The organism is Mycobacterium lentiflavum (assembly GCF_022374895.2).
Classification (GTDB): domain Bacteria; phylum Actinomycetota; class Actinomycetes; order Mycobacteriales; family Mycobacteriaceae; genus Mycobacterium; species Mycobacterium lentiflavum.
The window spans coordinates 1,438,499-1,451,570 of the sequence record NZ_CP092423.2; the positions used below are offsets into that span (position 1 = coordinate 1,438,499).

Sequence of the window (13,072 nt, forward strand, 5' to 3'; positions counted from 1 at the left end):
CGGGGTAGATGGACGTTGCCAAGGACATCAGGGACTTCTTGATGTCCCGACGGGCGAGGATCACCCCCGAGGTGGTCGGCCTGCCGCCGGGGCGGCGCCGCCGCGTGCCCGGGCTGCGGCGTGCGGAAGTCGCTCAGCTGGCCGGCGTGAGCATCGACTACTACACGCAGGTAGAGCGCGGGAATGTGGCCGGCGTCTCCGACGATGTGTTGCATGCCGTTGCCCGCGCCCTGCGGCTCGGCGAGGCAGAGGAAACGCACCTGTTCGATCTGGTTCGCGCCGCCACGGGCAGGGGCGGTCGGACCCGACCGGTACGCCCCGCGGGCCGGACCATCCCGGAGGGCGTGCAGGCACTGCTGGACAGCATGGTCACCGCGCCGGCGATCGTGATCAACGGCCACCTCGATCTCGTCGCCGCCAATGCGCTCGGGCGCGCGCTGTACGCACCCGTCTTCGCCCGCACCAAGGCGACACCGAACCTGGCCCGATTCATGTTTCTCGACTCCGCGGCCGACCAGTTCTTTGCCGAGTGGGACCGCGAAGCCGATGACGTTGTTTGGCTGCTACGGGCCGAAGCGGCGCGCGCTCCCGATTCACCGGCCGTCACCGACCTGGTCGGTGAGCTCGGATTGCGCAGCGAGCCGTTCCGCACCAGTTGGGCGGCGCACAACGTCAAGGCACATCGCCACGGCCTCAAGCGATTCCGGCATTCCGAAGTCGGCGAACTTGCGCTGAACTACAACGTGTTCGACATCGACAGCGTCGGTGCGTTGTCGTTGATCGGCTATACCGCCGAACCGGGTTCACATTCTGACGAGGCGTTGCGGCTGCTCGCCAGCTGGACGGCGACCGAGCGCGATTCCAATGCGGCGTCCACCTAGCTACGATCGCCGGCGGCGACGTCGCCGAGTCGGCACCATATCGCTGCCCAAAACGACTGTACGCCTGCGTGTTTCGCCCTAGTTCTTAAGCCGGCGCATCAGTTCGTCGGCGGCGTAGCGCCCGCTGGTCACGGCCCCGATGACGGTGGACGGGTTTTTCGTGTCGACAGCCTCACCCGCCAGGTACAACCGGTCGCTGATCGGCTCCCGCAGGCGGCGGCGGTCGTCGAGCCCGGAGCCGGGCGCGTGGAATGAGTAGCTGCCCCGCGCATACGGATCGGTGCTCCAATTCGAGGTCCGGACTTCCACCGGCGCGACGTCGTCGCCGAACAGCTGGCGAGCGATCGGCAGCGCCCGGGCCGTGACATCGGCCGCCGAGGACGCCTCGACCGCCCGGCCGCGTTCGCCGGCATTGAAGGCCACCACGATCGGTCCGGCGTTGTTGGACAACGTGAACCACTGCGCCCACGCGCCCGGGTCGGTGCCCATGAAGAGGTAAAAGGCGTTGTCCGTCTTCCATGTTCGCCGGTTGAACCGGAAGAAGCTCTTCGACAGCACGCCGAATCCCAGGGCGTTCACGGCGCGGGCATGTCCGTCGGGGAGCGGGGGGTCGAAGCCGATCGCACCGGCTTTGAGCACGCCGAGGGGAACGGTGACGATCGCGGCGGGGCCTTCGAAGGATTGCTGTCCGGCGTGCACGGTGACGGAGTTGTCGCGTCGAGTGATCGCCGTGACCGGCGTGCGCAGGACGATCTGAAGTCCGTCGGCCAGCAGCTTGGGCAGGGCGTCATAGCCGTTCGTGATGACAGCCTGGTCGCCGTCGGCGTAGTCGCCGGTGTCAAATGTGGTGGCGGAGAGCTGGTCTGCGCCGGCCGCGTATTCGTCCTCGATCTCGGTGGCGACAAAGAATGCCAGCTGGGTGCGATCCGAACCCGATAGCTCCGCGCGCTTGGCCGCGGCGTCGACGGCGGCGCCGAGGCTCCCGCCGGTGACCCGGTCGCAGGCCCGTTCGACGAATTGGCGCCAGGAGTCGGCGTCGTAGTCCGCTGCCGGCAGCCGGCGATCGACCGCGAGCTTCGCCCAGCCGTAGTAGTCGGTCGGGATGACCTCGGCGTGCGCCTTGTTGGCCAGTTCCATCATCGGATCGCTGGCGGTGCCGTGGATCCAGGACGCGCCCATCTCGATCGGCACACCCCAGTCGCGGTTGGTATAGACGCGGCCGCCGATGCGGTCGCGTGCTTCGATCAGGCGCACCGGCCATCCGGCGTCGGCGAGGCGGCGCGCGGCGGCCAAGCCGGCCATGCCGGCACCCACGATCAGCACCGACCCGGTGTCCGGTTTGGTCTCGGGCGGCGGGGGTGGTGGTGACACCGAATGTTCACCCGATGCACAGGCAGCCAGCAGCCCGCCAGTGACCGCGCTCATCGTTGCTGTGAGCGCCGCCCGACGGGACATCGGGGACATGACAGTTAGCCTCTCACACCGCAACCGGCTCCGTGCCGGGGTTTGCTCGTTAGCGGCGAATTGTGTGCTGTGAATCGGGCGCGCGGGATTGGGCGAAATTGCATAGTTGGACGCCCGTGCCGTTATAAGATCGTGGCATCCAGAGTGCGGCGACGGGGCCGTGTTCGACGGGGGGAGCTGGCGATGAGTGCTCGGCGAACGACACGTGTAATTGACCCACTGCCCGACGTATTGCCGCCGAGCCGCACGCTCACCGTTCGCGCGGTCGACGGCACCCCGCTGCACGCGCAGGTCTTCGGACCACCGGACGGCTACCCGATCATGCTGACTCACGGCATCACCTGCGCGATCCGGGCGTGGGCCTACCAGATCGCCGAGTTGGCCACCGAATACCGGGTGATCGCGTTCGACCACCGTGGCCACGGCCGAAGCGGGGTTCCGCGCCGCGGCGGATACAGCCTCAAACACCTTGCGTCCGACCTGGATTGCGTGTTGGATGCGACGTTGGCGCCGCATGAGCGTGCCGTCATCGCCGGGCATTCGATGGGTGGGATCACGATCGCCGCATGGTCGGCCCGATACCGTCACAAGGTCCGGCGGCGCGCCGATGCCGTGGCGTTGATCAACACGACTACCGGTGACCTGGTGCGCCAGGTCAAACTGTTCTCGGTGCCGGGGCAGCTGTCGCCGGCGCGCTCGCTCGCCGCGCGCGGCTTGATCAACGTGTTCGGCGGGATCCCGATTCCGAGTCCGGCGCTGCTGGCCACTCGCGGCCTGATCGCGATGCTCGCGGTCGGCAAGGACGCCGATCCGAGCCACGCCACCCTCATCCACGACTTGTTCGCGCAGACACCACCCGCCGGGCGCGGCGGTTGCACGAGGATGCTCGTCGAATCCCTGGGGTCGCGGTACCTCGACCTGACCGGATTGACGGTGCCGACCTTGGTCATCGGCAGCGAAGACGACCGGCTGACGCCGATCGCCGCGTCCCGCGAAATCGCACGCACCGCGCCCAACGTGGTCGGCCTGGTCGAGCTGCCCGGCGGTCACTGCTCGATGTTGGAGCACCCCCGTCTGGTCACCGGCCAGCTGCGGTCACTGGCCGAATCCATCACCCTGCCGGTCGCGCAGATCAGCTCATAGCAGGGCGGTGATCTCGGCGGCCGCTCGCAGACCGGACCGGACCGCGCCGTCGAAAAACCCGGTCCACTCGTCGGCGGTCTCGGTGCCCGCCCAGTGAATCGGTCCGACCGGTTCGCGTAGCCAGGGCCCGAACCGCGTCCAGGAGCCCGGCGGCACCGCCGCGGTCGGGCCGCCCGGAGCGAAATCCTCGGTGCCCCAACGATGATCCACGTAGTCGAGTGGCTTGAGTGCCTCCTCGCCGAACAGCGATGCAAAGCAACGCAAGGTGTCGCGGCGACGTTGGTCGGTGGGCAGTGAATCGAACGCCCGGGCGTCGACAAAGCCAAGCAGGATGCCCGGCCCGTCCGCCTGCGGGCTGACGTCGAAGGTGATGAACACCGGTCCCTTGTCCGAAAGCGCCTGTCCCGAGAATCCGTTGGCTCGCCAGAACGGTGTCGAATAGGCCGCGAAGGCCTTGCTGAGCCGGCCCTGCGGCCATTGCTCGACCAGCTGGTGGTACTCGGCGGGGAGCGGGGGAGCGAACTCGATGCCGGCGCGATGAGCGGGCGGGATCGCGACGACCACGAACCCGGCGTCGGCCGTACCAGCGTCAGAGGTGACCGTCACGCCGGAACCGTGCCGTTCGATGCGGTGCACCGGGGCATTCAGCACGACCCGCGCGCCCAGTTCATCGGCCGCCGCCCGGGCGATTTGCTGGGTGCCCCCCGGGAAATGGTCCTGCTGGGCGCCGTCCTCGGTGTCGAGCATCCGGTCCAGACCGCCCGCGGCCCGGACGTAGCGCGCGGCGTGCAGCATTGACACGTCTTCGAGTTCGCATCCCCAGGTCACCCGGGCCATGATGGCCATCAGGTCGCGCGACGAGGCGGTGGCGCGTGCCGAACGCAGCCACTGTCCGAACGACACCTCATCGAGTTGGCGGGCGCGCCGTGCCTGCCAGGGCGCGTCGACCGGAACGCTGCGCGCGATTCTTTCGAATTGCCAACGCAGCCGGGCGATGTCGAGCAACCCGGTCAGCGAAAGCTTGGGGATGGTGCCGTGGTAGGAGCGTGTCCAGCCGCGCCAGTGGATGACGTTCTTGCCATCGTGATAGGTAGGCGTGGTCGGGATCTGCAGCTCGGCCGCCAGCGCCAGCACGGCGTCCTGGGTGGGTCCGACGAACGCGCCGCCCATATCCGCCGGCAGTCCCGCGACGCTACCGGTGAACGCACGCCCGCCGACGCGGTCGCGCCCCTCGAACACCACCACGTCGTGGCCCTGTCGCGTCAGCTCGCGCGCCGCGGCGAGGCCGGCAAAACCCGCGCCGACCACCACAACATCGACAGTCCACGACGGCATCGTCACACCCCCTAGTCAACCGCATGGTGACACGGAGACGGTAGAGGCCGTCCGCAGCACAGCGACGGCAACCGTACGCCCTAGCGCGCACGACGCGAAAAGGGTTACGGCGCAACCGTTAACCAGTCGGCGAACCCGGACGGGTCGTGGCGGCCCAAGGCGCCGTGCTCGTAGAGGCCCCAGCCCTCGACCGGCGGCCTATCGCCCTCGATGCAGACCGCGCGACCGACGTGGTCGATCACTCCGAAGCCGGCACGCCCGATGATCGCCGGGTCGGTCATGTCGTAGGTCAGGCGTTCGGCGTACTTCTCGCCCTTCCAGGTGCCGTGTATCCAGTCCGAATCGCCGCCGTAGCCGCCGCCGACGTGAATGGGCACCGGCAACTTGGACTCGACGTCGAAGTGGATCGGGGAGCCGTCCGGCGTCGTCGCGTCGATGGTGGCGCCGGTCGGAATGCGGGTGCCCGACGTGTAGTGGATCTTGACGCGTGGCCAGCCCAGCTGTTCGACTCGGCCGTCGCGCCAGATCCGGGTGCAGTCGTTGAGCGAGCGGAACCCGTTGGGCTCCTCCTGGATGATCAGCACGATCGCGAAGTCGTCGAAAGCCATTGGTACGTATAACCACCACATACCCTCGAACGGCGGATCGGCCGGCCGGCCGGCCGGCTCGGCCTCCCCGATCGGGCGGATGCCCCACGACCGGTCGCGGCTACCCAGCCAGGTGTTGGGGTCGACGACGATCTCCTCGCCGTCGATCACGATGTGGCCACTCCAGCTGCCCAGCTGGGCGAACCGCTGCGCGTCCAACGTGACACGGGTGCCGGACCGCAGGACGTGCGGTTGCTCCTGGACCACGTCGAACAGGCCCTTCCAGGTGAGATCGGCTGCGATGCCTTCGGTTTCGTCGAGCACGATCCGCAACTTGTGCAGCGGTTCGATCACCTCGACCCGGTAGCCGTTGACGTGCTGGTTGAGCCGGTCGGAATCGATGGCGTCCGAAACATGCACCGCGGTCTGGGTGTCCCCACGCCGGACGAGCACGAAGGCGTCCTTAACGCCGAGGTTGGGGTAGTAACCGATGCCGCTGATCAAGAAGATGTCGCCGGTGCGGTCATGGGCGTTGAAGTAGGACCGGTCGTAGAAATTGCGGTCCGAGGAGCCGGGCCAAGCGATCGGCTGGGGAATCTGGTGTACCGGGTACTCGTCGAGCGGTCCGAGCATTACTGGTCCTCTCCGATAAGACGTTTCATCAATCCGGCGTGGTAGAACAACGACTCGACGTCGTCGGGCTTTTCGGTCTCGCCGAAGTGCACTCGCCGCGCACCGGTGCGCATGAACACACAGGCCCACATCACGCCGGAATACACGTAGAACCAGCGCAGCTCACCCACTTCGACACCGGCTAGGCGCGCATACGTGGTGCGGACGTCTTCCTCGCGCATCACATCGGGCAGTCCCGGCAACCCGGCAAGTCCGGTAAGTTCCTGAAACACCATGTGCGCGTAGATCATCCACGCGACATCGAGTTCACGCGGACCCAGCGTCACCATCTCCCAGTCCAGCACCGCAACCGGTCGGAAGTCGCGGTACAACACGTTGCCCACCCGGGCGTCACCCCACAGCAGCACGGGTTCGCGCGCGTCCACCTCCGCCGGCCAGTTGTCTTCCAGCCAGGTGAAGGTACGCTCCAGCAGCGGCGATCGGCCGATGTCGGGCACTGCGAAGTCGTACCAGTCCCGTACCCAGTTGTAGTGCCGGCGCAGCGCGGTATCGCCCTTGCCCTCGGACAGGAATCCAAACGTGCTCTCGGCATTGGGGATTGAGTGCAGCTTCGCCAGTACGTCGACGGTGGAGTCCTGAAGTTCGCGTTGCCGCTCGACGGGTGCGTCGGCGAACCAGTTGTTGCCGAACGTGTAGGGCATCACGTCGGGCGGCACTTCACCGGCGACGTAGTCCATCACGAAGAACGGTGTGCCCAGGACCTCGCCGGTGGGCTCGAGCCAGCGCACCGGCGGCACCGGGACCTCGGTGAGTTCGCCGACCTTGCGGATCACGTCGAATTGGTGATCAAGCCGGTAGGAAGGGAATACTTGCACGTCCTCGGCGCTGGGCGCGACCCGCGTCACCAGCTTCTGCTCGGTCGGTTGCCCGCCATCGCGCCAGCGAGCGGTCAAGATGATGGTTTCCGACGACATGCCCGTCGAATCGATCCCACTTTCGACCGTGACCTCGGGGTTCGCGCCGTCGGGCAGCACCGTAGACAGCCATTTCGACATCACTGCCGGTAGCTTCGTGACGTCGCGGCTGGAGCGCTGAAGCCGGTCGACGTTGTCGAGCACAGGTTCATTGGCCACGGGGTGCCTCCATTCTTTGAGACCTTTCGCGGCAATTACGATACGGTAGGTAGCGTTATGAAAGCAGACCCGTCCGACCTTGACAAGGCCCCAGGTGCCGGGCGCCCCAGGGACCCGCGTATCGACTCTGCCATCCTTACGGCGACGGCGGAACTGCTTGTGGAAATCGGCTATTCGAACTTGACGCTGGCCGCGGTCGCCGAGCGGGCCGGCACCACGAAGTCGGCGTTGTATCGCCGGTGGTCGAGCAAGGCGGAGTTGGTGCACGAAGCGGCGTTTCCGACCGCGCCGAGCGCGCTGGAAACGCCGGCCGGTGATTTCACCGCCGACCTGCGGATGATGATCGCGGCGGCGCGGGATGTGTTCACCAGCCCGGTGGTGCGCTCCGCGCTGCCCGGGCTGGTCGCGGACATGTCGGCCGATCCCGAACTCAACGCGCGGGTGATGTCACGCTTCAACGACCTGTTCGCCGCGGTGCAGGTGCGCCTGCGCGAGGCCGTCGATCGAGGTCAAGCGCATCCCGATGTCGATCCGGACCGGTTGATCGAGCTGATTGGGGGAGCGACGATGCTGCGGATGCTGTTGCGCCCGGACGAGAAGCTGGACGAGGCGTGGGTGGATCAGACCACCGCGATCGTGGTGCACGGGGTGACGCGATGACGCAGCGACTTGCCGGGCGAACGGCGATCGTCACCGGTGCCAGCCGTGGTTTGGGCCGGGCGATCGCGCTGGCCCTTGCCGCCGAGGGCGCGGCGGTCGCGGTGGCCGGGCGCACCGAGCAGGTGTGGGATGACCGGCTGCCGGGAACCATCGGCGAGACCGTCGCCGCCATCGAGGCGGCGGGTGGGCGCGCGGAGGCGGTCCGTGCCGATCTAACCGACCGGGACGACGTCGCCCGGCTGGTAGGCGAGGCGCGAGATGTGTTGGGCCCCATCACTGTTCTGATCAACAATGCGGCCTTCACCGCCCCGGGGCGACCGCCGGTGCCCGGTGGACAACCGCGGGCGAAGGCCGCCAAACCGGCCGGCGTCGCCAAGCCCGGCTGGCCGGGGTTCGTCAGCACCCCGTTATCCGCATTTCGCCGCCACTTCGACATCGCGGTGTTTGCGACCTATGAGTTAATGCAGCTGGTGTCCCCGGACATGATCGAGGCGGGGGGTGGTTCGATCATCAACATCACCTCGGTGGCCTCGCGGCTGCCCGGCGACGGACCCTATCCGGACCGCAGCGGCGGTGTGCTGCCGGGTTACGGCGGTTCCAAGGCCGCGCTCGAGCATCTCACCCAGTGCGCGGCGTTTGACCTGGCCGACCACAACATCGCCGTCAACGCGCTGGCACCGTCGAAGCCGATCATGACGCCCGGCCTGTCCTACTACGCCACCAACTTCAACGACACGGCCACTGAAGACGAATTCGCCCGGGCAGCAGCACAATTAGCGCTCGTGGACCCCGCCGCCGTCACCGGTCGCACCATTGGCCACCACGAGGTGCTCGACGGCAGCTTCCGGCCGTTCACTGTGCCCCACTCGCGAGCTGGGGGCACCTCCCGCGAGCGAGCGTAACGCCACGCCGAAAAATCGGGCCTGATTTCAGCCTGAGGTTACGCTCGCGGGCTGCCGGTTATCCCTGGCCACACCGCCGCGTGACATGCAAGTATGAATCAAGTCTGTGCCGCAACGGCATAGCAAAACCGGCGAGTGGTGTGCCAAATGCCCGATAAGCCGACAGGGCGCGTCGTTGCGCTCATCGTGCTGTTGATCGTGGTTGCCGCCGCCCTGCGCGGATATCTGCCGGCTCGCGAACATGCGGCGCGCGCGGAAGGCAGCGCCCGGGCGGCGCTCGTATTCGTCGTTGTCCTGCTCAGTGCGGCACTCGCGCTGCTGGCGGTCGCCGTCATCGCGCGACTGCGGGATCCACGTGCGGTCGCACCGAAGACGGGCGACCTCTCCGGGATGCTCGGTACCGGCGCGGGGCGACCGAGCTGGCGGGTGTTGCTGATCGGACTCGCGGTGATCGTCGCGTGGTTGCTGGTTGCGATGCTGTTGTCCCGGTTATCGTTGCCGCACGGTGCGCCGCCCGCGCAGCACGCACCGGACACCAGCGCGGCGCCGCACACCGCCGCACCTACACCGCAGCCCCGGCCCCCGCAGAGCGACAACGATAACGTGCTGCGAATTCTGCTGGCCGCCACGGTTCCGATGATGCTGCTCCTCGTCGTCGCAACGTTCATCATGTCGCGACGGCGATACCGCGCCACGACGCGGCCTACCGTCGCCGATGACAGCGCCGAATATGTATCGCCGGTGCGGCCTTCGGAATCCCTGGTGCGCGCCGCCGAACTGGGTTTGGCCGAGATAGCCGACCGTGGGCGCGAACCGCGGGAGGCGATCATCGCCTGCTATGTCGTGATGGAACGTGAGCTCGCGAATGTTCCCGGGGCCGCTCCTCAGGATTTCGACACACCGACCGAGGTGTTGGCCCGCGCCGTCGAACTCCGTGCGCTGCATATCGATAACGCCGTTCAGCTGGTCAACCTGTTCGCGGAAGCGCGGTTCAGTCCGCATGTGATGAACGAGGGACATCGCGACGTCGCGGTTGAGGTGCTGGGGCTGGTTCTTGCGGAACTCCGGAGCGCGGTATGAAAAGGCTGATAGCTCTGGGTGTTTGCTTCATCGTCGCGGCGGAGCTGCTGGTGCTGGTCGTGCACGATCGTCCCCTGGTTTTGGTCGCGTCGGGTATCGCACTGGGCTTGGTGTTGCTCAATGTTCGTCGGCTACTGGGACAAGGGATAGAACCCGCGGCCGACCTGGACCACGACGACCTCGGGGATTCGTTGCGCCGCTGGCTCGCCACCACCGAGACGACGATTCGCTGGTCCGAGTCCACCCGTACGGACTGGGACCGGCATCTGCGTCCGATGCTCGCCCGCCGATACGAAATCGCGACCGGGCAACGACTGGCCAAGGACCCGGCGGCTTTTCAGTCGACCGGCCGGATGCTGTTCGGCGCCGAACTGTGGGAATGGGTCAATCCCAACAACATCGCGCGCTCCGCTGACCACGAGCCCGGTCCCGGCCGGGCCGCGTTCGAAGAAATCCTCCGCAGGTTGGAGCAGGTATGACAGGGGGTGCCCCGATGCCGACCGCTTTGCCGGCCAGTATGACCACCGCGCATTGCGAGGCGGTGCTCGACGAAATCGAGCGCGTGGTGGTGGGCAAGCGTTCCGCGCTGACCCTCATCCTCACCGCCGTCCTGGCGCGCGGCCACGTTCTCATCGAAGATCTGCCGGGGCTCGGCAAGACACTGATCGCGAGATCCTTCGCCGCCGCCTTGGGTCTGCGATTCACCCGGGTGCAGTTCACGCCGGACCTGCTGCCCGCAGACCTGCTCGGGTCGACGATTTACGACATGCAGTCGGGCCACTTCGCGTTCCGGGCCGGACCCATTTTCACCAATCTGTTGCTCGCCGACGAGATCAACCGCACCCCACCCAAGACCCAGGCGGCGCTGCTAGAGGCGATGGCCGAAGGTCAGGTCAGTATCGACGGCGAAACCCACAAGCTGCCAATGCCTTTCATCGTCCTGGCCACCGATAACCCGATCGAATACGAGGGCACCTATCCGCTGCCGGAGGCACAGCTGGATCGATTCGCGATGCGGTTGGAACTGCGCTACCTCTCCGAGCGCGACGAGGCCTCGATGCTGCGCCGCCGTCTGGAACGTGGCTCGGCCGAGCCGACGGTCAATCAGGTAGTCGACGCCCAGGACCTCCTAGCGATGCGCGAGTCGGTCGAGCAGGTGACGGTGCACGAGGACGTCCTGCATTACGTGGTGTCGCTGGCCACGGCCACGCGCCGCCATCCGCAGGTCGCCGTCGGCGCGAGCCCGCGTGCCGAACTCGACTTGGTTCAGCTCGCCCGGGCCCGGGCGCTGTTGCTTGGCCGTGACTACGTGATCCCCGAGGACGTCAAGGCGCTCGCGATAGCGGCGGTCGCGCACCGGATCACCCTGCGCCCGGAGATGTGGGTGCGCAAGATTCAGGGCGCCGACGTCGTCGGAGAACTGTTGCGGCGCTTGCCGGTACCTCGCACCAACGAGGGCACCGCGTGAGCTTACCGTGACCGAGGTTGAGTTCCGCTGGCGCGCATCACCATTGACGCGGGTGATCGCGACCTGCGCCGGTGTCGCCCTCGTTGCCGCCGTGATCGGCGCGCATTGGCAGCTCATCGCGTTCGCGGCGCCGCTGCTCGGCGTGCTGTGCTCGATCAGCTGGCAACAGCGAGTCCCGAAGATTCATGTGCACGGGGAACCGGAGTCACAGCGATGCTTCGAAGGGGAGCAGGCGCGGGTGACGCTGACGGCGACCGAGGAAGACGGGGCGCCCAATGCCTGGGCGATCGAGCTCACGGTTCCCGCAGTCCAGGGCCTGCAGCTCGAGGTGCTCGATTCGGATTCTTCGCACGCGAAAACGGTTGCGGCCGTGGCGCAGCGCTGGGGCCGATATACGATCTGCGCCCGGATCGACGGGGTCGCCCGCGGTGGGTTGCTCACCGGGACGGCAACTGTCGATGCCGCCGATGTCATTGTGTTTCCTCTGACGCCGCCGCAGGCGACGCCCATCCCGCGAACTGAGTTGCTCGACCGCCTCGGCGCTCACCTGACCGGGCATATCGGTCCGGGCGTCGAGTACGCCGATATCCGTCCCTACGTTCCGGGTGACCAACTGCGGGCGGTGAATTGGCCGGTGAGCGCGCGTCGCGGTCAGCTGCACGTGACGGAGCGATTGACCGATCGCGCCGCCGACGTGGTAGTGCTGATCGACGGGTATCGGCAGCCCGCGGGCCCGGCTACGGATGCCACCGAACGAGTGGTGCGCGGTGCGGCTCAGGTAGTGCAGGCCGCGCTGCGCTACGGCGATCGCGCCGGAATCGTCGCGCTGGGCGGCAACCGTCCGCGGTGGCTCGGCGCCGACATCGGTCAGCGCCAGTTCTACCGGATCCTCGATACCGTGCTGGGTGCGGGCGATCGGTTCGAAGACACCACCGGCACGCTGGCACCGCGCGCGGCCGTTCCGGCCGGGGCCATCGTCATCGCGTTCTCCACCCTGCTCGACACGGAATTCGCACTGGCGCTGATCGATCTACGCAAGCGCGGTCATGTCGTGATTGCCGTCGACACGCTCGATGTTTCACCCTTCGAAGACGAACAGGACCCGCTGGTGGATCGGCTGTGGGCGTTGCAGCGCTCCGCCATGTATCGCGACATGGCGACCATCGGTGTCGACATCGTCTCCTGGCAGAAAGATCACACCCTGGAGCAGTCGATGGGCGTGATGCCGGATCGCCGCTACCGAGTGCGCGGACGGCTGCGGGGATAGCCATGTCACTAACCGCTCGCTTGGGGATCAATGCTCTTGCGATGGCATTCGGCCTGCTGATGGTCGGCCTGGCCGCGGTTGGCGCCCATGGTCCGGCACTGGGGGCCGGGATGGGCGCGCTGGTAGCGGTGACACTCGGGATCGTCTTTCGACCCGCAGCGGCGGTTGCCGTGCTGCTCTGCGTGACCGCGATCGCGATCTCCGATCCCTCCTATGTGTTCGTGGGACTTTCGGGGCTGTGCGCGGCCGCCTACCTGGTATCCCGATACGCGGCCGCAATGCCGGACGCGGTCGTGATGGCCAGTTGGCCGACATTCGTTGGCGCCGTGGGATTTACCTTTGTCGGCGTGGCGGCGGCGGCGTTCCCGATGCACCTGCCGTGGGTACCGTTGGCGGCGCCGCTGGCGGTGCTGGCGATTTATGTAGTGGCGACACGCCCGTTCTTGGGCTGATCACGCGTTGGGCGTGACAGCATCAACGCGCCCGCAATCATGATCGGGGGAGAAGGCATCCGACCTG

Annotated in this window: 13 protein-coding genes; 9 read left to right on the top strand and 4 right to left on the bottom strand. The window is 67.2% G+C overall.

What is annotated here, in order from left to right; all coding sequences use genetic code 11:
- The first annotated feature begins 8 nt into the window (after positions 1 to 8).
- The gene (locus MJO58_RS06980; protein WP_239722393.1) at positions 9 to 881 is read left to right on the top strand and encodes a helix-turn-helix transcriptional regulator; all 873 of its coding nucleotides are present in this window, start codon (positions 9 to 11) and stop codon (positions 879 to 881) included.
- 78 nt (positions 882 to 959) lie between these two features.
- Here the strand turns inward: MJO58_RS06980 and MJO58_RS06985 are convergent, their stop codons facing one another.
- A complete protein-coding gene (locus MJO58_RS06985; protein WP_420845325.1) occupies positions 960 to 2,336 on the bottom strand; it encodes a flavin monoamine oxidase family protein in 1,377 nt (458 codons plus the stop codon).
- Between the two features lie 192 nt (positions 2,337 to 2,528).
- Between MJO58_RS06985 and MJO58_RS06990 the strand changes: the two genes are divergently transcribed.
- Positions 2,529 to 3,488: an alpha/beta fold hydrolase gene (locus MJO58_RS06990; RefSeq protein ID WP_090600850.1), complete on the top strand. Its 960-nt coding sequence runs from the start codon at positions 2,529 to 2,531 to the stop codon at positions 3,486 to 3,488.
- On the opposite strand, the gene MJO58_RS06995 is transcribed toward MJO58_RS06990, so the two are convergent.
- From MJO58_RS06995 to MJO58_RS07005, 3 genes are all read right to left on the bottom strand, one after another.
- A complete protein-coding gene (locus tag MJO58_RS06995; protein WP_090600851.1) occupies positions 3,483 to 4,829 on the bottom strand; it encodes a flavin monoamine oxidase family protein in 1,347 nt (448 codons plus the stop codon). The genes MJO58_RS06990 and MJO58_RS06995 overlap by 6 nt on opposite strands.
- Positions 4,830 to 4,927: 98 nt before the next feature.
- On the bottom strand, positions 4,928 to 6,043 hold the full coding sequence (locus MJO58_RS07000; RefSeq protein WP_239722394.1) for an Rv3169 family protein: 1,116 nt from the start codon (positions 6,041 to 6,043) through the stop codon (positions 4,928 to 4,930).
- A complete protein-coding gene (locus MJO58_RS07005) occupies positions 6,043 to 7,176 on the bottom strand; it encodes a phosphotransferase family protein (RefSeq protein WP_239722395.1) in 1,134 nt (377 codons plus the stop codon). Before MJO58_RS07005 ends, MJO58_RS07000 begins: the two co-directional genes overlap by 1 nt.
- Before the next feature lie 57 nt (positions 7,177 to 7,233).
- On the opposite strand from MJO58_RS07005, the gene MJO58_RS07010 reads away from it, so the two are divergent.
- The 7 genes from MJO58_RS07010 (at position 7,234) to MJO58_RS07040 (ending at position 13,005) form a co-directional block, all read left to right on the top strand.
- Complete coding sequence (locus MJO58_RS07010; RefSeq protein ID WP_090600854.1) at positions 7,234 to 7,836, top strand: TetR/AcrR family transcriptional regulator; 603 nt, start codon at positions 7,234 to 7,236, stop codon at positions 7,834 to 7,836.
- Positions 7,833 to 8,738, top strand: a complete 906-nt coding sequence (locus MJO58_RS07015; RefSeq protein WP_239722396.1) for an SDR family NAD(P)-dependent oxidoreductase — start codon at positions 7,833 to 7,835, stop codon at positions 8,736 to 8,738. The genes MJO58_RS07010 and MJO58_RS07015 overlap by 4 nt, the downstream gene beginning before the upstream one ends.
- Before the next feature lie 147 nt (positions 8,739 to 8,885).
- Positions 8,886 to 9,818, top strand: coding sequence for a DUF4129 domain-containing protein (locus MJO58_RS07020; protein WP_090600856.1), 933 nt, complete (start codon positions 8,886 to 8,888; stop codon positions 9,816 to 9,818).
- Entirely contained in the window at positions 9,815 to 10,297 is a 483-nt protein-coding gene (locus MJO58_RS07025) for a hypothetical protein (RefSeq protein ID WP_090600857.1), read from the top strand. Before MJO58_RS07020 ends, MJO58_RS07025 begins: the two co-directional genes overlap by 4 nt.
- A 14-nt stretch (positions 10,298 to 10,311) precedes the next feature.
- Positions 10,312 to 11,286 carry an AAA family ATPase gene (locus MJO58_RS07030; RefSeq protein ID WP_090608557.1) on the top strand — a complete coding sequence of 325 codons (975 nt, stop codon included), beginning with the start codon at positions 10,312 to 10,314 and terminating at the stop codon, positions 11,284 to 11,286.
- A 7-nt stretch (positions 11,287 to 11,293) separates the two neighbouring features.
- On the top strand, positions 11,294 to 12,553 hold the full coding sequence (locus tag MJO58_RS07035) for a DUF58 domain-containing protein (protein WP_090600858.1): 1,260 nt from the start codon (positions 11,294 to 11,296) through the stop codon (positions 12,551 to 12,553).
- Positions 12,554 to 12,555: 2 nt separating this feature from the next.
- Positions 12,556 to 13,005 (top strand): hypothetical protein, encoded by a 450-nt coding sequence (locus MJO58_RS07040; RefSeq protein ID WP_239722397.1) that lies wholly within the window; start codon positions 12,556 to 12,558, stop codon positions 13,003 to 13,005.
- The last annotated feature ends 67 nt before the right edge of the window (positions 13,006 to 13,072 follow it).